General features: G+C 58.1%; 20 protein-coding genes and 1 riboswitch. Of the genes, 3 read left to right on the forward strand and 17 right to left on the reverse strand.

Features of this window, described 5'->3' with window-relative positions:
- From ACI5FR_RS30290 to ACI5FR_RS30320, 7 genes are all read right to left on the reverse strand, one after another.
- Positions 1-439: site-specific integrase (locus ACI5FR_RS30290; protein WP_405461455.1), on the reverse strand; the 439-nt coding region annotated here is incomplete at its 3' end.
- A 91-nt stretch (positions 440-530) separates the two neighbouring features.
- Positions 531-767: a DUF4227 family protein gene (locus ACI5FR_RS30295; protein WP_405461456.1), complete on the reverse strand. Its 237-nt coding sequence runs from the start codon at positions 765-767 to the stop codon at positions 531-533.
- A 152-nt stretch (positions 768-919) separates the two neighbouring features.
- The gene (gene ald, locus ACI5FR_RS30300; RefSeq protein WP_405461458.1) at positions 920-2,047 is read right to left on the reverse strand and encodes an alanine dehydrogenase; all 1,128 of its coding nucleotides are present in this window, start codon (positions 2,045-2,047) and stop codon (positions 920-922) included.
- A gap of 227 nt (positions 2,048-2,274) precedes the next feature.
- Positions 2,275-2,733 carry a ferric iron uptake transcriptional regulator gene (gene fur, locus ACI5FR_RS30305; RefSeq protein WP_405461460.1) on the reverse strand — a complete coding sequence of 153 codons (459 nt, stop codon included), beginning with the start codon at positions 2,731-2,733 and terminating at the stop codon, positions 2,275-2,277.
- Between the two features lie 64 nt (positions 2,734-2,797).
- Positions 2,798-3,439 (reverse strand): stage II sporulation protein M, encoded by a 642-nt coding sequence (gene spoIIM / locus ACI5FR_RS30310; RefSeq protein WP_405461461.1) that lies wholly within the window; start codon positions 3,437-3,439, stop codon positions 2,798-2,800.
- Between the two features lie 130 nt (positions 3,440-3,569).
- Positions 3,570-4,805 carry an endonuclease Q family protein gene (locus ACI5FR_RS30315; protein ID WP_405461463.1) on the reverse strand — a complete coding sequence of 412 codons (1,236 nt, stop codon included), beginning with the start codon at positions 4,803-4,805 and terminating at the stop codon, positions 3,570-3,572.
- Position 4,806: 1 nt separating this feature from the next.
- A complete protein-coding gene (locus tag ACI5FR_RS30320; protein ID WP_405461465.1) occupies positions 4,807-5,355 on the reverse strand; it encodes an NUDIX hydrolase in 549 nt (182 codons plus the stop codon).
- 119 nt (positions 5,356-5,474) lie between these two features.
- Between ACI5FR_RS30320 and mciZ the strand changes: the two genes are divergently transcribed.
- Entirely contained in the window at positions 5,475-5,639 is a 165-nt protein-coding gene (gene mciZ, locus ACI5FR_RS30325; RefSeq protein ID WP_405461467.1) for a Z-ring formation inhibitor MciZ, read from the forward strand.
- 190 nt (positions 5,640-5,829) lie between these two features.
- Here mciZ and ACI5FR_RS30330 read toward each other — a convergent pair whose 3' ends face one another.
- The 4 genes from ACI5FR_RS30330 to ACI5FR_RS30345 form a co-directional block, all read right to left on the reverse strand.
- Positions 5,830-6,447, reverse strand: a complete 618-nt coding sequence (locus tag ACI5FR_RS30330) for a Uma2 family endonuclease (protein WP_405461469.1) — start codon at positions 6,445-6,447, stop codon at positions 5,830-5,832.
- A gap of 160 nt (positions 6,448-6,607) precedes the next feature.
- A complete protein-coding gene (locus ACI5FR_RS30335; protein ID WP_405461470.1) occupies positions 6,608-8,119 on the reverse strand; it encodes an MDR family MFS transporter in 1,512 nt (503 codons plus the stop codon).
- Between the two features lie 54 nt (positions 8,120-8,173).
- The gene (locus ACI5FR_RS30340; RefSeq protein ID WP_405461471.1) at positions 8,174-9,367 is read right to left on the reverse strand and encodes a DUF3866 family protein; all 1,194 of its coding nucleotides are present in this window, start codon (positions 9,365-9,367) and stop codon (positions 8,174-8,176) included.
- A 62-nt stretch (positions 9,368-9,429) separates the two neighbouring features.
- Entirely contained in the window at positions 9,430-11,397 is a 1,968-nt protein-coding gene (locus ACI5FR_RS30345) for a stalk domain-containing protein (RefSeq protein WP_405461473.1), read from the reverse strand.
- A gap of 58 nt (positions 11,398-11,455) precedes the next feature.
- Positions 11,456-11,545: riboswitch (cyclic di-GMP riboswitch) on the reverse strand.
- 169 nt (positions 11,546-11,714) lie between these two features.
- On the opposite strand from ACI5FR_RS30345, the gene ACI5FR_RS30350 reads away from it, so the two are divergent.
- The gene (locus ACI5FR_RS30350) at positions 11,715-13,541 is read left to right on the forward strand and encodes a WG repeat-containing protein (RefSeq protein WP_405461475.1); all 1,827 of its coding nucleotides are present in this window, start codon (positions 11,715-11,717) and stop codon (positions 13,539-13,541) included.
- 64 nt (positions 13,542-13,605) lie between these two features.
- Here ACI5FR_RS30350 and ACI5FR_RS30355 read toward each other — a convergent pair whose 3' ends face one another.
- The 5 genes from ACI5FR_RS30355 to lpdA all read right to left on the reverse strand — a co-directional run bounded on the left by ACI5FR_RS30355 (position 13,606) and on the right by lpdA (position 19,999).
- On the reverse strand, positions 13,606-14,748 hold the full coding sequence (locus ACI5FR_RS30355; protein WP_405461476.1) for a M20/M25/M40 family metallo-hydrolase: 1,143 nt from the start codon (positions 14,746-14,748) through the stop codon (positions 13,606-13,608).
- Positions 14,749-15,002: 254 nt separating this feature from the next.
- The gene (locus ACI5FR_RS30360) at positions 15,003-16,400 is read right to left on the reverse strand and encodes a dihydrolipoamide acetyltransferase family protein (protein ID WP_405461478.1); all 1,398 of its coding nucleotides are present in this window, start codon (positions 16,398-16,400) and stop codon (positions 15,003-15,005) included.
- 21 nt (positions 16,401-16,421) lie between these two features.
- Complete coding sequence (locus tag ACI5FR_RS30365) at positions 16,422-17,405, reverse strand: alpha-ketoacid dehydrogenase subunit beta (RefSeq protein ID WP_405461479.1); 984 nt, start codon at positions 17,403-17,405, stop codon at positions 16,422-16,424.
- A 2-nt stretch (positions 17,406-17,407) separates the two neighbouring features.
- Positions 17,408-18,418: a thiamine pyrophosphate-dependent dehydrogenase E1 component subunit alpha gene (locus ACI5FR_RS30370; RefSeq protein ID WP_405461481.1), complete on the reverse strand. Its 1,011-nt coding sequence runs from the start codon at positions 18,416-18,418 to the stop codon at positions 17,408-17,410.
- Positions 18,419-18,553: 135 nt separating this feature from the next.
- A complete protein-coding gene (lpdA, locus tag ACI5FR_RS30375; protein ID WP_405461483.1) occupies positions 18,554-19,999 on the reverse strand; it encodes a dihydrolipoyl dehydrogenase in 1,446 nt (481 codons plus the stop codon).
- A 259-nt stretch (positions 20,000-20,258) separates the two neighbouring features.
- Between lpdA and ACI5FR_RS30380 the strand changes: the two genes are divergently transcribed.
- Positions 20,259-20,519: a DUF2627 domain-containing protein gene (locus ACI5FR_RS30380; protein ID WP_405461485.1), complete on the forward strand. Its 261-nt coding sequence runs from the start codon at positions 20,259-20,261 to the stop codon at positions 20,517-20,519.
- A 6-nt stretch (positions 20,520-20,525) separates the two neighbouring features.
- Here the strand turns inward: ACI5FR_RS30380 and ACI5FR_RS30385 are convergent, their stop codons facing one another.
- A complete protein-coding gene (locus ACI5FR_RS30385; protein WP_405461487.1) occupies positions 20,526-21,527 on the reverse strand; it encodes a hypothetical protein in 1,002 nt (333 codons plus the stop codon).
- Positions 21,528-21,533 lie beyond the last annotated feature (6 nt).

Here is a 21,533-nt window from a genome sequence, read left to right on the forward strand (position 1 = left end):
CGCGAATCCCGGTCGCATAGAGCAGCTCCAGCATCGCCTTGTCCCGAATGCCGGACGGCGTCTTCGTATCCGGCGACTCGAGCAGCGCCTCCACGTCCTGTACCGTAATGACGCGCGGAAGCTTCTTCTGCGTCTTCGGCGCCTCCAGCCCGATCGTCGGATCGGCCGGGATCAGCCGTTCGCGATACAAGTAATGGTAGAACGACCGCAGCGAGACGAGGCTCCTCGAGACGGAAGCGATTGCACGGCCTTGTCCGCGAAGCTGCTGGACATACAGCTGGATGTTCGTCTGGGTCGCCTGCAGCGCCGAGGGCACACCGGTTTCGCTCAAATAGTCCATGTACTTCATCAAGTCTCGCTCATACGATTCGAGCGTATTGCGGGCCAGTCTTTTCTCGACGGTCAAATAGTGAATGAAAGGGAGCACTTGCTGCTTCATCGAGATCCGATCCTTCCGTAGCCATAGTGTCTGCACTCTATACGTTCCACATCGAGAGGGCAAACTCCTGCTTGCGTTCGGAAGTGGGGCCTTACTCTCCGTACCAATAAAAGAACATCAACCGGTCGGCCAAGGAGGTCGAGGAATCGCCGTAGCCGGTTTCGTGCTGGAACACTTTGACGGCCTTGCCCGTGGGCTCCTTGTACCGTCCCGCAGGCTCGATCCAGGCCGATATCCATTGGAATACATAATAAACCGCCAAGGTCAGCACTAAAAACAGCAGCGTGAACTTCAGCCTGGTCATCCATTTGCGTACGGATAAGATCATCCTCGTTCCCTCCTTGTCCCGGTTCGTCCAGTCTAGGGTAAGCGTATGTTCGGACTAGCCGTAATATGCTCGTAACCCTACAAAGTGAAGTGTGCCTTCGCAGATAACTCCTGATACTTTGCGGGGCCTCCGGGATTGATTAACGCTGATTGCTAGACCGGAAGCGGGTGATACGGCAGCCCAACCGCTTCGGCGACAGCCGGGTGCGTCACATGGCCGCCGAACGTATTGACGCCCGAGCGCAGCGACACGTTGTCTTGCACCGCGCGGTCGAAGCCTTTGTTCGCGAGCTCCAGCGCATACCCGAACGTCACATTGGTCAAGGCAAACGTCGACGTACGCGGCACCGCCCCCGGCATATTCGCGACCGCGTAGTGGATCACGCCATGCTTCTCATACGTCGGATCGCTGTGCGTCGTCACTCGGTCCACGGTCTCGATCGTGCCGCCCTGGTCGACCGCCACGTCCACGATGACCGCACCCTTCTTCATCTGGCTGACCATCGCCTCTGTGACGAGCTTCGGCGCACGTGCGCCTGGGATGAGCACCGCGCCGATGAGCAGATCGGCCTTCTGGACCGCATTCGCGATGTTCAGCGAGTTGGACATGAGCGTTCTCACCCGTCCGCCGAATATATCGTCGATCGCCCGCATCCGGTCGGCGCTCCGCTCCACGATGACGACGTCGGCTCCGAGCCCGAGCGCCATCTTGGCCGCATTCGTGCCGACGATGCCACCGCCGAGAATGACTACTACACCTGGCGGTACCCCGGGCACCCCACCGAGCAAAATGCCGCGCCCCCCATAGGGCTTCTCCAGGAACTGCGCACCCACCTGCACCGCCATCCGGCCCGCGACCTCGCTCATCGGAGTAAGCAGCGGCAAGCTGCCGTTCGCCGCCTGAATCGTCTCATAGGCGATCCCGGTGACTCCGCGCCGCACCAGCTCGCCCGCCAGTGTCGGCGCCGCCGCCAAGTGCAGATACGTAAACAGCAGCTGCCCTTCCCGGAAATATTCGAACTCCTCCGCGATCGGCTCCTTGACTTTTATGATCATATCCGCGCGTCCCCATACGTCGGCCGCCGTTTCCGAGATGACCGCTCCCGCTTGGGCGTATTCTTCATCGAGAAATCCGCTGCCGGTGCCGGCCAGCCGCTCCACGACGACCTCATGGCCGGCGAGCGTCAACATGTGGGCCCCGGCCGGCGTCAGCGCGACCCGGTTCTCGTTGTTCTTGATCTCTTTCGGCACCCCGATGACATAACGATTCGTCCTGTCCATCCCATGCGCCACCTCTCTCATACCTGGTAGGAAGCCATGTTCTCGCTTGCTGCATCCTATGCGTCGGCGCAAGCGTTCGCTCCACGGTTCTAGGTTCTCTTCCGGCAGGAATATTATGCTGCTCCCCGAAAATGGAGGACTTTTACTTCTTGGCCGTCATGCAAAAAAGCCTTATCCCCGGTGCTTCGGGAATAAGGCTTTCGGTTCCACATATACCGGGCGTCCTGTCAATCTTGCTCCGGGTTGCTCTTCTCGTTGCAGCGATGACAGATGCCTTGGAAATCCAATCGATGGTCCAGCACACGGAAGTTATACTCCGTCGCGAGCCGTTCCTCCAGCGGTCCCAGCCAGTCCTCCATAATCTCATCCACGGCGCCGCATTGGACGCAAATCAAGTGATGATGGTGGTGGTGGGCGCTGTCATTGCGAAGATCATACCGGGCGACACCGTCACCAAAGTTCATCTTCTCCACTACGTGCAGTTCGCTAAGCAGCTCCAACGTCCGATAGACGGTCGCGAGGCCGATCTCCGGGGCCTTGTCCTTGACGAGCATGAACACGTCTTCTGCGCTGAGGTGGTCCTCTTCGTTCTCAAGCAACACTCGAACCGTCGCTTCGCGCTGGGGTGTCAGCTTGTAGCCCTGGGATTGCAGCTGCTGCTTGATTTTATCGATTCGTGCTTCCATACTCCTCCCCCTTAGAGCATTGTGGCCGGTTTTCGAGCATGCTTTCATTATAGGAGGATTTGGCCTATTCCGCAAGAGCGCTCAGCATGGGGGTCACCCACTGCATAAGCGCGGGGGACAAGTAAGCCTCGAACAGAGACACCCCGAACAGGAGCGCGATCATGCCGAGCGTCACCGACGAGAACCGGACGAACGGCTGGTAGAGGGCGCCTTTCTTCTGCAGGAACCGGTTCTTGATCAAGTAGATGGAGAACGAGATCGCCGACACGCTGCACACCATAATGGCCGGGATGATGATCAGATTCTGCGGAGCGACCGAGACGAGCGCGAACAGCATGCCCTTCCAGGACATCTCCCCCACCAGCACCCCGACGGAGAAGCCCACCAGCACGCCTTTCAGAAAATCGAGCAAAAATATAAACGGCAGGCCGACGATCGACAAACCCAGCATCCAGATGAGCAGGATCCACTTCAGATGCATGAAGAACGCTTGTTTGAACGAGGCTTGGCCCCCCATATCCGTCCCTTGGTTGATCATCTGCACGAAGCTGCTCAGGTGGCGGCTCAGCTCCTGCTTCTGCTCCGCCGACAAGGCGTTCACCATCAAAGCCCCGAACACGACCCCCATGACGAGCAAGACGGAGACGAAGACGTACAGCGACAAATGTTCCTTCAGATCCGAGCGCATCCGGTTGTTCCAGCTCATGTTCAGTCTCCTTTATACCCAATTTCACCCTCTTAGCAGGTATATGAAACTAGCGGGGAAACTATGACTGAGCCATCGTAGAAAAGCGGACATGCTGGCGTTCGTGCTGCTGCAGCTTCGGGAAATTGGCTCAGGGGAGACTCGGGTCCGTCGTTTTCGCCGCCACCTTGCCGTAGCGTCCTCCGCCACCGGCTTCGACTGCTAATTGACGGGTGCGGGCGAGCAGAATGAGTCGGGCGATGTCGGGACCCGCCGCCTCGATGAGCTCCGGCTCGGGCACGCGATGCAGGATGTTCATCTCGGTGCCGAAGCGGTCGAGCAACGCATTCAGCTTCTTCGGTCCGAGGCCCGGCAGAAACTCCAGCGGCACTTGGTACTGGTAAGGCGGCCGGTTCGGAGAGATTACGGGCTCCTGACGGTCGGCGATATCCAGGATGCGGTCCATGACCCCGCGCACGAACTTCGTGTGCCCGCAGAGCGGACACCGCTCCCCGTGAGGATGCCGGGCGTCCAGAACCGTCTCACAGGAGGCGCAGTAGGTGCGGTGATACTTGCCGAGATGCGGGTTCAGCCCATAATTGGCTACGATGCCACGCCCTTGCTGTCCGGTGAGCGCTAGTCGGAACTCGTCGAATGTCGGCTCGTTCAAGCCGAATACGTTGTACTCGCGGCCGATCTTGGCTAGCGAGTGAGCGTCCGAATTTGTCACGAACGGCAGAGTGTCGAGCTCCGAGATCCGGCTCGCCATCTCCGTGTCGGCGCTGAGCCCGAGCTCCACGGCGGCGACGTGCTGCATGTCGAGCAGGTCCGCCATGCGGGAGGCGGCGCTGCCGTAGACGCTTTTGTAGGGCGTGAACACGTGCGCCGGGATCAGAAGGCCGCCCCGGTCCACGACTTCGCGCTGCAGCTCGCGTGCCGTCACGTAGATGCGCTGGGAGCTGAGTCCGACGTTCTTCATGCGGCCGGCCATCCAGCGCGTGAACTGCCGCATCGCCTCCAGCGTCGGCATATACGCGAGCAGGTGAGCGGCCCCGTGTCCGGGATCCTTCACCTCGATCTCGCTTCCTAGCAGTACCGTCGTCTCCCGGTATCGGATGCCGCCTCCGGGCCGCTCCTCCATCTCTCCCTTGTCGAGATAGTCCTCGATCTCTTGCTGGACGGCCGGCGACTGGCAGTCGATGATGCCGACGATCTCGATGCCCTTCCGCTCGGACGCCTCACGGGCGATGTTATAGAACGTCAAGTCTTTGCTGCCGCTGATTTTGACCGGCTGTCCCGATTCGGTGCGGCCGATATGGATATGCAAGTCCGCGAAGTAGTTGCGGGTTGAGTTCGCGGTATTGTTGGTGTTATCGGAGGCCGCCATATTAGATGCGTCCCGTCAATTGATACGCCTGCCAAGCGTACACGGCAGCCACCGTCTTCGCATCGCGGATGCGGCCTTCCGCGATGTATTGTTGCGCCGCCTCCAGCGTGAGAAATTCGATGTCGAGGAACTCGTCCTCGTCTAAGCGCACCTCGCCCGGCACAAGCTGCTCGGCGAAGTACACGTGCAGGATCTCGTCCGCGAAGCCCGGGGACGTGTAGAAGGAGAAGATCGGCTTCAGCGTGTCGCAGCGGAAGCCGGTCTCCTCCTCCAGCTCGCGCTTCGCGGCTTCGAGCGGATCCTCGCCCGGCTCGAGCTTGCCAGCCGGGATCTCGACCAAGCTCCGCTCGAGCGGCTTGCGGTACTGCTCCACGACGATCATGCGGCCCTCATGGATCGCCAGCACGGCCACCGCTCCGGGATGCTTCACGATCTCCCGCTTCGCCGTCTCACCGTTCGGCAAAGCTACCGTATCCACCTGCAGGGAGATGACTCTTCCCTGGAAGATCGGTTCGGTTCCGATCGTAGTTTCTTTATACTTGTCATTCATCAGGTTCATCTCCTAAGTGGGTTGGGACTAATCATAGTTGACTGCGCATAACTTGTCCAATTCTCGCATACGTTGGACTATAACTAACCGATTGCAAGATTAAGAGAGGGGACAAGATCATGAAGACCTATTTGACGCAAGACCAGATTCGTATCGTAGGCAAGGGCTGGGAAGTGCGGCATTACTTGCGCAAGCTGGCGAAAGACACTCCAAGCGGAGAGCGGACGCTCGCGTCGTTGCTTGCTGGACTGTCCCATCCGATTGAGCGTCGGCGGAAGCGGTAGTGCGGGACGAGCCTAATAGGCGGGACGGCTAGGTGCCGGGCCTGGGTAGTGGAACCTTTTGGGGCCTAGCTTCGCTCTTCTCCGCGCTCTGCGAAACATACCCTTTTCCTCGCAATAACGGATTTTGCCTTGCGGCACTCCCGTAATATCGTACACCTCGCCGAACCCCACGTCCAGCTTTCTTAGCTCGTTATTCAAGCGACAGCTCAGAAGCCTCGCTTAGCAATTCATTCATCGTAAATGTCGCACAGGGCAATTGGTCCGATTCTATCCCTTCGTCTTCTTTGAACAAGTTCACCAGTCGATATTTTTTGTTGCCGTCCAGAACATGTTGCTCCAATATTCCATTGAGCGGATCAATGATCCAATATTCCGGAACAAGGAAGCCGGCATATGACTTAGCTTTGCTGATTTTATCCGTCTTGGCGGAAGAAGGTGATAGAATCTCGATCACGATGTCGGGAGTAGCGGTAATCCCCTGCTTGGTAATGATCTCTTTGCGGTTTTTTCGGATGATTGAGAGATCGGGCCTGCGAACTTCGGTATGGGAGATTAGAAGATCTACGTCTTGCAACAAAATGTACTCTTTCCCGCAAGTTTGCTTAACCGCAAAGACGAGCTGCAAAATCACCGACTGATGCAGCGGCGTCGGACTCGACATCAATTCTAGCCTGCCGTCTGCCAACTCGTAACGCGCGTTTTCGGTATCGGGCAGTGCTGCATAGTCCTCGTACGTGTAGGGTTGTTCCCGGATCAAGAATTTGTCTTGCTCCCGTTTTTGCCCAATCTTATCCTTTCCTTCGGACATCGCACCGCGCCTCCCAAAAGCGAATTCTTGTTCGTATTTATTGTAACAATCCGTAGAAGCCATGGCAATGAGGGTTAGTGAAGGGTTGCACTTCACTAAAGTCCTTTGACGCAAAAAAGCCACCTAATCGATCTTCTCGACTAGGCGGCCATACGGAAGGTTAAGCTTGAACCGCTACAGCCTCCTGCGCTTCCTGGCGGGTGGCCAGCACTTCCTTCCGCAGGAACCAGCAAATGACGAACGCAGCGATCGCGAAGAACACGCCGATCAGGAACATGTGCTGGAACGCTTCCGCGAAGACGCTCTTGATCTGCAGCGTCAGCTCCGAAGACAAACCAGCCGGCATCCCGCCGTTGATGATCGTCTCCGACGTGCCCTCCGGGAATTCACCGGACAAATCGGTGATGCCCGAATGAATGTTCCGCGAGAGGAGGCTGCCGAAGATGCTGAATCCGAGCGTGGCCCCTAGCGATTGGAACAGCTGTACGGTCGCAATGCCGACGCCGGCGTGCTCTTTCGCCACCGATTCTTGTACGATCAGATTGTCGCTGCCGAACAACACGCCGATCCCCAGTCCCATAATGAAGAACGCGATAAGGATATACAGTACCGTCGTCCCAACGTCGATTCGCGACAGCAGGAAATAGGCGACGATCGGAAGAGCGAACGATACTAGGAACAACCGCTTGTAGGGCACCTTCGTGATCAGGAAGCCGCACACGATGCTCGCCGGGATCGCGCCTGCCATGAAGCCGAGCGACAAGTACCCCGAGGCGGTCGGCGATAAGCCCATCACATTTTGAGCAAAGAACGGGAAACCGGACATGCCCCCCATGACGCCGAGCATCGTCACGAACACGATGAACGACAGAACGACCACGGAGCGATGGCGGAACAGTTGAAGCGGGATGATCGGCTCCTTCGCCTTAAGCTCGATGCGGATGAACAAGGCGATCAGGAGGGCCGATAGGACGAGCAGTCCGATGACGACAGGCGAGGACCAAGTATAATCGGCCACATCGATCAGCACGGGAGCGAGCAGCAAGGAGAGGATCGACAGCACGAGCATCGACGCTCCGGCCCAATCGATCGTTTTCTTCTCCTCGGCGACGGATTCGCGCAGGCCCTTGCCTACGATCAGCGCCGCGATCAGGCCAACCGGGAGATTGATCAGGAAAATCCAATGCCAATTGATATGGCTGACGAAATACCCGCCTACGGTGGGGCCGAGCAGCTGCGGCAAAATCAGCATGGGCCCAACCATGCTCTGCACCTTGGCCCGCTGCTCCAGCGGGAACGTGTCCCCGATGATGATCATCGCGAGCGGCATGAGTCCGCCGGCGCCGATACCCTGGATGCCTCGACCGACGAGCAGCACCGTCATCGAGTCGGCGAAGCCGCAAATGACGGAGCCCAGCATGAACAAGGCGACACAGCTCATATAGATGCGCTTGCGGCCGTACAGGTCGGCCAATTTGCCGAAGATCGGCATGAAGATCGTAATCGCCAGCATGTAGATGCCGGCTACCCATCCGAAGAGCGACAAGCCGTGAAGGTCCCGGATAATCGTAGGCAGCGCGGTCGAGACGACCGTCTGATCCAATTCCGAGAACACGAGTCCGAGGAGGAGCCCGATCAGGATGAGGGTTTTGTTGTTGTTCGTTTTTACCATGAGGTGGCACCTGCTTTTTTCATGAGTAGTAGGAGGATCCGTTGTCAAATCCTGCTATGCTCCAGTATAAGAGGTGCCGCCCTCCTTGCCATCAGGCGCGAGGTTCAGCGCCTGCTCGGTCTCGAGGAGGAGCCGGGCATACTCCGCCGCCGCGCAAACCCCGGCCCAGTAGGCCGGGTCGTCCTCGAACCGCCTCCCCATCGTGGTGATGGGGAGGGGATAGGCCGCCATCCGCTGCGCGATGGCGACAGGATCCATCCCCGGGACGACGGGGATGTAATGCATGCTCGCCAAATCCGCCTCGGCGATTTGGCGGTGGATGCAGGCGCGCGCTTCCGGCGGCAGCTCCGCTGGAAGCGGCAGCGTCGCCGGCGCGAGGCACAGGTCGCCGAGCGCCGCCAGCGTGTGCGCGCAGAGCCCGCGATGCCGCTCCCGCGCGTCCGCGAAGCCGAGCCGCGGCACGACGATCGCCCGCCCACCGAGCGCCAGCGTGGCGTGCACGAGCTCGGCCGTCTCGGTCGCCGTGTGGCCGAGACGGGTGCCCGTGCCGACGATGCCGGGACCCATCGTCGCGATCGCGATGTCCGCCCGGTGCACGTGCCGGGCGGTGAGCAGCGCCGTGAACTTGTTCACGGCTTCATGGGTGCCGCCGTAGGCGTGGCCGTACGTGACCGTGCCGGCGAGCCAGCCGCAGGCGGTCAGCGCGGCGGCATGCCGGCTGTAAGCGAGCGGCAGCGCGCCGCCGTCCGTCATGACGTAGGAGAGCCGGAGGCCACCAACGCCAACGCCAGTGCCGCGCTCGGCCATCAGCCAAGCGCAGGCGATCGGCAGCATGCTGTGCAGCTCGCCGATCAGCACGGGCAGGCCGTCCAGCTGAGGCCGGCCCCGGAACAGCTCGTGGTGCGGGCTGGCCGCCTCTTCTACAGCGAGCACCGCCCGCTGCTGCGGCGTATACCGCAGCTTCATGATGTGGCCTTCTGCCTGCGGTATGGTATCTAGTTCAACCATTCCCTTATGCTCCAGCACGTGGTGAACGAAGTGCATTCCGCCGCTGCCCAGCTTCAGCCTCTCCGCAGTGACATTCAGTACAACTCGAACTCCCGCTCGTACTCGAATCATCCCCGTCTCCCCAGGAAAATGCACCGCCCCTTCCAAATTCCCGTTGCTCATCTGCACTTGAAGCTCCTGGACTCCTGGATGATTCTCTTCGACGGTCACAACAGTCCCTATTGCCCACATGATGGTCATTTCCGCACCCCCTCTCTACTAACAGAGTAGCAGGCGCAACAGTTAATTATGTCTGCAACAGTCTAAAACAGCGTCCCCCGCTGGAACAAATCCGAATTGTCCAGCTTCCATCCGCCACGTTCCGACCATTTCACCTGATACCAATGGTTCTGAAAAATATCCTTGATCAGGTTGTTGCCGAAACTCCGGTCCCGCTGACTGGTCTTCACCAAGTAGGAGCCGTCAGGCTGTAAGGTCGCCGATATCGATTGAATGTCGCTTCTCCATTGTGTGTTTATGAAGTAAGGCGCTAGCACTGGAACACGAACGGCGATAGGTCGGCTCGAATCCAACAAGTCTTGCGTCGCCTTATGCTCGTCCCCTTGTCTTAGATGCTTCAGGAAGCGGACGATAAGCTGCTGAGCCAACACATCCGGTTTGCCGATCCGCACCTGACGCTCCACGCCGTCCCACTCCACTTGCAGATGAAGAGCTTCTCCAATGAAGCGAAGTGGTACGAATGTCGTTCCATCCCGCAACATGGGAGCGACTGACAGCTCCGTGCGTTGATTATCCACCGTCGCTTCCGTACTCCCTAATTGCAAACGGATGTCAACTCCTGCCTTAGTGCCCCGAACGGTCTGGGTCCATTCATCCCAGCCCACATCGAGTCCCAACTTCTCAAACACCGGACGAAACGGAACCATCGTTGTACCTCCATGAATATAGGGTGACTGGGTGAACGCGACATCTTCCCCATTCACTTGAATGCCAATCCCCGCAGGGGAGATACGGAATAACCCAACTCCGTCCATAATACCCAGAACTCCCCCATCCGGAGCTGGAGCCAGCGTACTGACCGTAAGGTTGTTCTCGTTGCGAATAAAACGGAATTGCTCGTTCCCTTCCGCGTCCAGGCCATAAAGATTGCCGCCGCTATCGCTAAAATAGGCATCACCTGACTCATTCCATACTAGATTGCGAGGAACTGTGAATCGCGTGTCTGGGAAGGTGTATGTGTAGCGAACTTGTCCCTCTAAATCCCGCACAACAAGAGCGTTTTCCTGGGGGACTACGGAATAGCTTCCCCCGGGCATGTTTATACTGCGCACAGTTGATGCAGGGACTGCTGCTCTCGAGTCGAATGCAGCCAGCAGCTCGCTTTCGGTGAGCCACTTCTCCCCGTCCAAATACAATCCCTTGTCATTCTGAATGACAACACGGTTCGTTCCCTTATAGCGGAGAGTTTGTTCCGTTGCTTTTTCAACCGATCGAAGCTTGCCGTTTTGGAGATCGATCGTGATATACTCCCCGTCCGTGGTTAACAGAGCCGCCATCTGAATGCTAGGATATACCCTAATACTGAGCAAATTCGTTCTGATACTTTGGCCACTGCCTTCGAACTTGATTCGGTCTGTGTACTTCCACTGGATTCGACCCTCCCGGTCATAACTGACGACTCCTGCCTCCGTAAGGGCAACGATTTGGTCTCCGACAAAAGCAGGCATTGTCGATAAAGTAGGTGGCTCTAAAACCGTCTGATCAAGCAGGATTTGACCGAAACGATTGAGAAGGACGAGTTGTTTCGTCGTAACAGGCTCCATCTTGGAATCTATAACTCTGAATGTCGAGTTATTTCCGGATATTTGTACAATGATATTCCCATTACCAGAAAGATTCATCCTGATGATTTTACTTTGGAATGGCTCCGACATCCATAATTCCTCATTTTCGCTGTTCACAGCATGCACAATATTGCTGTCATCGTAATAATAGAAAGTCCCTTTCCCGTCGGTCATCAATCCTTGCAACCCGTTTCCTCGGTTCATCCATTTCCATACGTAGGCACCGTCTGTTCGGAGAATGGCCTGATTCTGTATCGGCTTACCATACTTATACAGCTGGAAAGGCAAAACTTGATCCAACTCCTCAGTAAGCCGGGCCCCCTCGGCCTCTGCATGCCCGATCCCTATGCCTCCGAATCCGGCACTAACCATTAACGTTAAAGCCATACAGGCTGCACCGAATTTAAATCTCCATTGCTTACCCATTGATAATTCGCCCCTTCTTAATGAATTCACCTATTAATACAGCAAAAAACCAAACAAACTCGGCAACCCGGCGACCATTCCAGCTTCTTTCAGGATTAGGCCCGTGGCTTTGCGTCCTCGCCTTTCGACGAGTTTGCCTTTTCAATTCATCTGGTTCTTTATGCCTATCTTATACAGTCCATACTGCTCGTCTTATTCTTCTGCATTTCCCATAAAAATCCTTCACCAAATCAGAAAAATACAAATAAAGAAGGAATTCTGACGATTTCTGTCGAATCCCATGCGCGAAGTAGTTGGAAATGAAAGGAGTTGCAGCTATGTTGAAAAAGGCCCTTGCCCTTGCTCTAACCGCAACACTATTATGCGCCAGTCCGATTTATGCGGAAGATGCAGCCCCTATCCAGGTGTTCGTGAATCGACATCAGCTTAAGATGGAGCTGCCCCCATTCATTAGGGAGGGAACTACGTTCGTGCCGTTTCGTCCGATTTTCGAGAAGCTGGGATTAATCATTAATTGGGAGGAAAGCTATAAGTCTATCGAAGGCCATAACGCCAATTTTGACATCAAGCTGCAGATTGGAAGCCTTGAGGCACAAGTCAACAATAAACCTTATACGTTGGACTATGCTCCGGTGATTATTGATGGAAATACATTCATCCCGCTTCGTTTTGTAGTTGAGAGTCTCAATGGTATCATCGAGTGGGATGACACTACCCGGACCATCGCCGTGTCAACAACTCTTGAGGAGAAGCTACTCCTTTCCATTGCAAAACAAGACTTGCTCCAGGCCAAAGCCTATTTGAAGCTCGGAGCATATGCCAATTACACAAACGTTGCTAATCAGTCGGTACTGGAGCTAGCGATTGCCAAACTGCCTGCCTTAGTGCCGGATCTGCTTCAAACCGGGGCAGACCCGAATTCCAAGAGCTTGTCCGGCGACTACCCGCTTCATGAAGCCGTTCAGCTGAATCAAGTCGAAGTTGTGACAGCCTTACTAAATGCACAGGCACTAACTTCGGCCAAGGATTCCAGTAATCGGACACCTCTAGAGCTTGCCATAGAGATGCAAGCATCCCCGGCATTGACCAAACTGCTGGAGGAAGCCAAAAACACCCAGTCCACGGCCGCGCCCAAAATGCTATGGCCGGTGCAGGTTAATAACAAGTACGGCTATATAGATCGAGTGGGACATATGATAGTCTCTCCTCAATATGATGCGGCCGAGCCATTCTCAGACGGGATGGCGGTGATTGGTATACATGAACAGAAGACTTGGCTGCATGGTTATATCGACTTATCTGGCAAGGTTGCATTGGAGCCCACATACAGGGCAGCCTATCCATTCTCTCAAGGCCTTGCTCCAGTCTCGATCGTGAACGGCTCGCTGTCCGCCAATACTTTATTTATCGACAAAACCGGAACTGCGCTTACTGGAATCGCCTACAGCTTGGCTTCTCCCTTTCATGATGGGATGGCTGCTGTCATGACTATTCACACTCATCTGGACGAATATAAAATCGGATTTGTGGATTTAACGGGCAAGGAAGTTATACCCCAGCAATATGCATGGGATATTACGCAGTCGCAAGGTTTCAACGAAGGATTGGCGGCCGTCACCAAGGATCGAAAAAACTGGGGGTATATTGATACCACTGGAAAGCAGGTCATTCCGTTTCAGTACTTGAAGGCTAGAACCTTCAGTCATGGCCTCGCTCCAGTAAAAACGAGCGCCGATCCCAAGTCATCTTGGGGATTTATCGATGCTAGCGGAAAGCTCGTTCTAGAGGCGAAATATATGGATGCAAGAGAATTCACGGAGGGCTTGGCCGCCGTAAAAATGGCTACCCCGGACGGAGGAGCGTGGGGGTACATAGATACCAAAGGCACCATGGTCATCCCGCCTCAGTTTGAAAATGCCGACTATTTTCGTGAAGGTGTTGCTGCAGCCAGCAGTTTGGGTGCAGCCAAAAAAAACGGGTACATCAACACGAAGGGCGATTGGGTCATTCAACCGAGTTTTCGTTACGCTTACCCATTCGAAAATGGGATAGCAAGCGTGTCCATAATGAATGGAAAAGAAACGACCAGCCGCTATATCGATCATACGGGACGGTTCATCTGGGAACCGCCCGCTGAAATGTAATTGTTCTGAAATGGCAACAGCCGACTCCTATTGGAGTCGGCTGTCTATTTTTGGCCGCGAGTCCCTAAGCCCCCGCCGCCGTCTCCTTCACAATCGCCACCACAAGCTCAGCCGCGCCGGTCAGCTCCGAGATCGCGATCTGTTCCTTCGTCGTGTGAATGTACTCGTAGCCAACCGCGAGGTTCACGGTCGGAATGCCCATCCCGTTGAACATGTTGGCGTCGCTGCCGCCGCCGGTGTGGAACGTCGAGCCCTTGCGGCCGATCTTTTCAATGGCCTTCAGCGCCAGCTTGACCACGGGTGCGGTCTCATCGTACTTATATCCGGGGTAAATGATCTCGGACTTGAACTCGCACCGCGCCCCCATCTCCGCGGCAGCCGCCTCGCTCGCTCGCCGCATCGCTTCGACTTGGCGCTCCAGCTTGTCGGGCACGAGGCTCCGCGCTTCCGCGTCGAGCTCCACGAGCTCGCAGACGATATTCGTCGCCCCGCCGCCGGCGAAACGGCCGATGTTCGCTGTCGTCTCGCTGTCGATGCGGCCCAACGGCATTTTGGAGACGGCACGGCTCGCGACCTGAATCGCGCTGATGCCATCCTCGGGATTGACGCCGGCGTGTGCGGCTTTGCCATAGAACGTGATGTGAATCTTGGACTGGGACGGCGCCGCCACGGCGATTTCTCCGATATGGCCGCTCGAATCGATCGCATACCCGAACTCCGCTACGAGCTCTTTGGGCGGGTTCGCCGCCATCGCACGGGCGCCGAGCAGGCCGGATTCTTCCCCAGCAGTAATCACGTACTGAATTTTGCCGTGCCGGATGTTCTGCTCCTTCAGCACTTGGATCGACTCGAAGATCGCCGCTACGCCGGCTTTGTCGTCGCTGCCGAGGATCGTCGTCCCGTCGCTGCGGATATAACCGTCGGAGTCGATCTGCGGCTTGATCCCCTTGCCCGGCGTCACGGTATCCATATGGCAAGTGAAGAAAATCGTAGGGATGCCTTCTCCTCCCTCCGAGGCGGGAAGCGTCAGAATCAGGTTCCCGGATCCGTGCCCGGTCACAGCCGCCGTATCGTCCTCGTACACGGACAGGCCGAGGGAAGCGAACTTCTTCTTCAAGTAAGCGCTGATTTCCTGCTCATACTTCGTCTCGCTGTCGATGCGCACAAGCTCGAGAAATTGCTCGACCAACCGATTTTGATTAATCATGTCCTTTTCTCCTGCCCTTCGATTAAGGTACAATATGTACAGATGTCCTATGTAACTAGTATGGCCTGAATAAGGAGTTGAATGCCGTTGTTTCCCAAATGGTTAGTCAAAACGATGGTCTACGTCATGTTGATCGCGATGTTCTCTTCCGTTATTCTCTTCACGGTGGACATGTTCCTGCAATGATAGACTGAAGCAGCAAGGCTGCACGTGTCGGTCTCGACGGGTGCAGCCGGGCATGTTCCTCTGACGAATCAATACAATTTCGTATCCAGCGTGTACCCTTCCAAATTCTCCTTCACTCTCTGCAAAAACCTTCCGCAAATGACGCCGTCCAAAATCCGATGGTCCAGCGACAAACACATATTCGCCATGGAACGCACCGCAATCATATCCTGAATGACGACCGGCCGCTTCACGATCGATTCGAACGTGAGATTCGCCGCCTGCGGGTAGTTGATGATCGGATAGGACAAAATCGACCCGAACGATCCCGTATTGTTCACCGTAATCGTCCCGCCCTGCACGTCATCCAGCATCAGCTTCCCGGCGCGCGCCTTGCGCGACAGCTCGTCGATTTCTTTGGCCAGCCCGGCGATATTTTTTTGATCCGCCTTCTTGATGACCGGCGTGATGACGGAATCTTCGGTCCCGACCGCGAGCGCAATGTTGATGTCCCGCTTCACGATGATTTTGTCGACCGCCCAGACCGAGTTCATGATCGGGTAATCCTTGATCGCATTGACGACCGCCTTCAACACGAAAGCCAGATAGGTCAGGTTCACGCCTTCCTGCTTCTTGAACTCGTCCTTCACCTTGTTGCGGAGCAGCACGAGGTTCGTCACATCGACCTCGATCATCGTCCAGGCATGCGGAATCTCCGCTACGCTCTGGCGCATGCGCGTCGCGATCGTATTGCGGATCGGGGTGACGTCGATGATGTACTCGTTTCGGTCGTCCCGCCGCTGCCCCTCGACCTCGACGTTCGGGATAGGAGGGCTCTCGCTCAAGTGCAGGCCGGTGGAACGGACCGGCACCGGCACTTTGCTCAGGTCGGCCGGGACAGTCGGGACTGCAGGCGCCGACGGGGCCGGTACAGGCACCGCTTGCGATGCGGCGGGCGCGGCAGGTACGCCGTGTTCGATCGCATGGAGCACGTCCTTGCGCGTGATGCGGCCGCCGAGCCCGGTGCCCGCGATCCGCGTCAGATCGACGCCGTGCTGCGCGGCGAGCTGCTGCACGGCCGGCGAGTAGCGGTGCCGCATCGGCGCGTCCGCATCGGCCGCAGGCTGCGCGACGCTCGCCGGCGCACGGCCGACGCCTGTGCCGCCGGCTTGGCTCGAGTCCGCGCCGTCAGCGCGGCTCGGCTCCGTCGCACGCTCGGCCGCCGCCGAGCCGGTCTCGGCGACGATACAGACGACCGCGCCGACCGGCACGGTCTCGCCCTCCTGCGCGATGATCTCTACAAGCGTTCCCTCTACGGTGGAGGGCAGCTCGGCGTTGACCTTATCGGTAATGAGCTCGCAGATCGGCTCATATTCTTCAATCTTGTCGCCAGGCTGCTTCAGCCACTTGCCGATCGTCGCGGAGACGAGCGACTCGGCCAGCTGCGGAAGCAAGATTTCCGTCCCGGCTTTCGTAGATCTGTTCATGATTGGGTTCCCCGCTTCCTCCTAGAATAAAGCCAGCTTTTTCATCGCTTCTTTCACTTTATCCTTGTTCAGCATATAATGCTTCTCCAGCGTCGGACTGATCGGCATCGCCGGCACGTCCGGACTGCACAGCCGCATGATCGGCGCGTCGAGCTCGAACAGCAGCTCCTCCGAGATGATCGCGGATATCTCCGCGCCTACGCCGCCGGTCTTGTTGTCCTCATGCAGCACGAGCACCTTGCCGGTCTTCGCGGCGGCCCGCAGAATCGCGTCCGTGTCGAGCGGCTGCAGCGTCCGCAGGTCGAGCACGAGCGCCTCGATGCCTTCCCGCTCCAGCTCGGCGGCCGCTTCCAGCGCGAAGTGCACCGTCAGCCCGTACGTGATGATGGTGATGTCGGACCCGTCCCGCTTCACGTCCGCTTTGCCGATCGGCACGATGTAGTCTTGCTCGGGAACTTCGCCCTCGACCGATTGGTAGCATTTCTTATGCTCGAAGTAAATGACCGGATCGGGGTCGCGAATCGCCGCCTTGAGCAGCCCCTTGGCATCATACGGGGTGGACGGAGCGACGATCTTCAGCCCCGGGGTCCCGAAGAACACCGACTCCGGGCATTGCGAATGGTACAAGCCGCCGAAGATGCCGCCGCCGAACGGGGCCCGGATGACGACCGGACAAGACCAGTCGTTGTTGGAGCGATACCGGATCTTCGCCGCTTCGCTGATGATCTGGTTCGTAGCCGGCAGCATGAAATCCGCATACTGCATCTCCGCGATCGGACGCATGCCGTACATCGCGGCCCCGATCGCCACACCGGCGATCGCCGATTCCGCGAGCGGCGTATCGAGCACCCGCTGTTCGCCGTAACGTTCGAGCAGCCCCTTCGACGTCGTGAACACGCCGCCTTTATAGCCCACATCCTCCCCCAGAATGAAGACATTGTCGTCGCGCGCCATCTCCTCGTTCATCGCCTCGCGGATCGCGGTTACGTAATTAACGACAGGCATCGTTACACTCCCTCCCCTTCCGCATAGACGTGACGGTACAAGTCTTCCGGAGCCGGGAACGGGGCCTTGTCGCCGAATTCGGTAGCCACCTTAATCTCCTGCTGAACGGAAGCGACGAGCTCCGCATCCTGCTCCTCGCTCCAGATGCCCGCCTCGATCAAATAGTTCTTATAGCGCGGGAGCCCATCCTGCTGCCAGTGCAGATCGACTTCTTCCTTCGTCCGGTACGCCAGATCGTTGTCCGAAGTCGAGTGCGGCGACAACCGGTACATGACCGCTTCGATCAGCGTCGGTCCTTCCCCGCGGATGGCGCGCTTGCGCGCTTCTTGGGTGACGCGGTAGACCTCGAGCACGTCGTTGCCGTCTACGCGAACGCCCGGAAATCCATAGCCGATCGCACGATCCGCCACTCTCCCGGCGACTTGCCGATGCAGCGGCACCGAGATCGAATACTGGTTGTTCTCGCACATGAGGATAACCGGAAGCTTGTGAACTCCGGCGAAATTGCAGCCTTCATGAAAGTCGCCCTGATTGCTGGAGCCTTCCCCGAACGTGACGAAGCTGACCGACTCCTCCCCCTTCATCTTGGAGGCGAGCGCGAAGCCTACGGCATGCGGCACCTGGGTCGTCACCGGGCTCGAGCCGGTCACGATACGCAGCCGGCGATGGCTGAAATGCCCCGGCATCTGACGGCCGCCGCTGTTCGGGTCATCCGCCTTGGCGAAGAGCGACAGCATCAGTTCATTCGGTGTCATGCCGACCGACAGGACGAACCCATAATCCCGATAATAGGGCATAAAATAGTCCTTCTCCCGATCCAATGCGAAGGCGGCGCCGACTTGCGCCGCTTCCTGGCCGATGCCGGAGACGTGGAAGTTGATCTTCCCGGCGCGCTGCAGCAAGAGGGCCCGTTCATCGAACTTGCGGGCGGTCAGCATGTAGCGGTATATCTGGATCGCCTGCTCATCCGACAATCCGAGCTGTCTATGTTTCGTTAATTGACCAACGGACATGAGTTCAGCCTCCTTTGGTACCTGGTCTTAAGAGTTGACCTTATATGAGTATTATAAACGGTTTTGATTATGAATACAATTTTGCTCCGCCCGAAAAAAGCGACGAATTGCTGCGATGCGCACGCAACCCCTTAGCTAAATGCTGATCGCGAGCCCGTCCGCCGCCAGCATCGCTTCGCCGATCGCCTCGGACAGCGTCGGGTGGGGGTGAATCGTCCGTCCGACCTCCCAGTTGGCCGCATTCAGCAGCTGCGCCACCGCCGCTTCGCCGATCGAATCGGTCGCGTGCGGGCCGATGATGTGCACCCCAAGCAAGTCGTCGGTCGCCGCGTCGGCCACGACTTTGACGAAGCCGTCGGACTCGCCCAGCACGACGGCTTTGCCCAGCGCCTTGAAGGAGAATTTGCCGACCTTCACGTTATACCCTTGGTCGCGCGCCTGCTTCTCCGTCCAGCCGACCGAAGCGATCTCGGGACGGCCATAGATGCAGCGCGGTACGAGATGAGCCGCATAACGGTGCGCGGCTCCAATGCCTGCCTCTCCCGCGCCCGGCCCCGCGATATGCTCTGCCGCGAGGATGCCTTCGTGCGCCGCGACGTGGGCGAGCTGTAAGCCCCCGTTCACATCGCCGACCGCATAAATGTGCGCTTCCGTCGTCTGGAAGTGATCGTTGACCTTAATAAAGCCGCCCTCGACCCGGACGTCCGTGTTCTCCAGGCCCAGGCTGCTCGCGTTCGCCTGCCGGCCGACGCTGACGAGCACGGCTTCCGCGTCGAGCCGCTCCTCTTGCTCGCGCACGCGTACGGCGAGCGACACGCCTTCGTCCGACCGCTCCACGCGGTCGGTCAACACGGCGGCATTCGTCATCACCTTGATGCCGCGCTTCTTGAACAGCCGCTCTAGCTCGCGCGAGACGTCCTCGTCCTCCGTCGGGGCGAGCCGCCCGCCGGCCTCGACGATCGTTACCTGAACGCCGAAGTCGCTCAGCATGGAAGCCCACTCGACGCCGATGACCCCGCCGCCGATAATGACGATCGACCGGGGGAGCTCGTCCAGCTCAAGCGCCTCGTCGCTCGTCAAAATGCGCTTCCCGTCGGGCTCCAGATTCGGCAGCAGGCGCGGACTCGAGCCGGTCGCGATAATCAGGTTCGTCGGGACGAGCGTCTCGGCGTCTCCGTCATTCCGCTCGATCGCCACCGCCCCGCTGCGCGGCGAGAAGATCGACGGGCCGATGACCCGGCCGATGCCGGCGATGACGTCGATTTTGTGCTTTTTCATCAGAAACTGCAGCCCTTTATACATCTGCTCCACGACCGCCTGCTTGCGCTCCTGCACCTTGGCGAACCTCAACGTCACGCCCTCTGCGGAGATGCCGAACTCCTCGCTTCGCTGCATCGTCGCGAATACTTCCGCGCTGCGAAGCAACGATTTGCTAGGGATGCACCCGCGATGCAGGCACGTTCCCCCCAGCTTGTCCTTTTCCACGATGGCTACAGACTTCCCCAGCTGCGCAGCACGAATAGCGGCCGAATACCCGCCGATGCCTCCGCCTAATATGATAATGTCGTATGTACGCGTCATAAGTGCCTCCTCCATAACTACTCGAACAAGGAACTCGCCTTGCCCCGGTTCCCTTTTGCGAATGATAGTTCCTATATTGTACCCTTAATCGGAGGTCGAAATATAGTGGTTTTGGGCGATAGGCGATAAAAATCGATTCTTGGCCTGCATCCCCTGCGAATCGACGCGGCGCCCGGAGGATTTATCCATGCTTCTATGGTATGATAGAGGACGGACAAAAGGTTATCGGAACGAACTGTGAAATGAGGAATCGACAAGCATGCAAGACAAAGTTAAACGGGTCATCGCCCTTCTACTCTTAATCGTGCCCGGCTTCATGGCCACGTACGGCTTCCTTGCGATGAAGGACGCGTTCTTCGCCCAATTCGGAGCGGATGGCACGGACCAGTTCCTATGGGGCAAATTCGTGCTTGGCCTGATCTTATTCGCCATCGGCGTATCGTTCATCGGGGGGTGGATTTTCTTCCGCGACCGGAAGCGCAATTATGTCGCCCCCCGCTTCAAGGCCAAACGCAAATAACCGCCTTCACGCGCGGCCCCACCGGTCCAGCAGGCGCGTAAGACGGTGCTTCTCGATCCAGGCGGAGATAGAGCGCGTCTCCGCGTAGGCATGCAGCGCCAGCAGCAGCACGACGGCTCCCGCCTGCATCCATATCGGGGCGCAGCCGATCACGGCGTACCCGGCCGCGAAGCCGAGCACGCCCGCCCCGGCGTCGCCGAGCATATGGCGCGCGCCCAGATCGCCGGGCAGCAGCACGAGCGCTCCGGCCGCCGCCGGCACGAGCGCGAGGAGCGGCATGAATGGCACGGACGCCAGTCCGAGCCGATCCCCGGCCGCACCGGCCGACACCCCCGCTATGAACAAGATCGCGGCGATCGAGAGGAACGCTTTGAGGCACCGTCCCGGCCGCAGATCGAGCAGATTCAGCGCATTCGTCATCAGGAGAAGCAGCAGCACCTGCAGCGCCGCCACCCCCAGGCTCGCCCCCGCGCCTAACATTCCGTGTATCGCAGTCTCGGTCCCCGCATCCGGGGTCGGCTCAAGGCCCGCCCGCGCGAGCACCGCCAGCACCGCAGCGAGGCCCGTCCCGGCCGCCTTGATCGCGCCGGTCGTCAGCACATGATCCTGCCTCCATCGGCGCCAATGCCCTCCCCAGCCTTTGACCTTGCGATCGCCTACCGTATCGTCGAGCCAGCCGACTCCGCCCACGATCAGCACCGCCGCCACATAGGACGAGGCGTCCAATCGAAGCTGCATCGCCTGCCTAAGGGCGTCAGCCGCCTCTTGTCCCGCCGTCGCCCCGATCCCGGACAACCCGACGAGCACCCAGACGAGCACCCAGACCAGCAGCAGCCAGATCGCATGCAGAAGGACAAGCAGCAGGCCGCTTCCGGTCGGAATGCCGATGCCCTCATAGTTGATCGCTGTCAATCCGTGCTCCAGCAGAAACCTCGTCACGTACGGCAGCAGCCACACCCCCATGCCGAGCAGCGCCGTTAACATCCCGCTCCATGCGGCAACCTCCATCGCCGA

It is taken from the genome of Paenibacillus sp. HJGM_3, assembly GCF_045062745.1.
Taxonomy (GTDB): Bacteria; Bacillota; Bacilli; order Paenibacillales; family NBRC-103111; genus Paenibacillus_AA.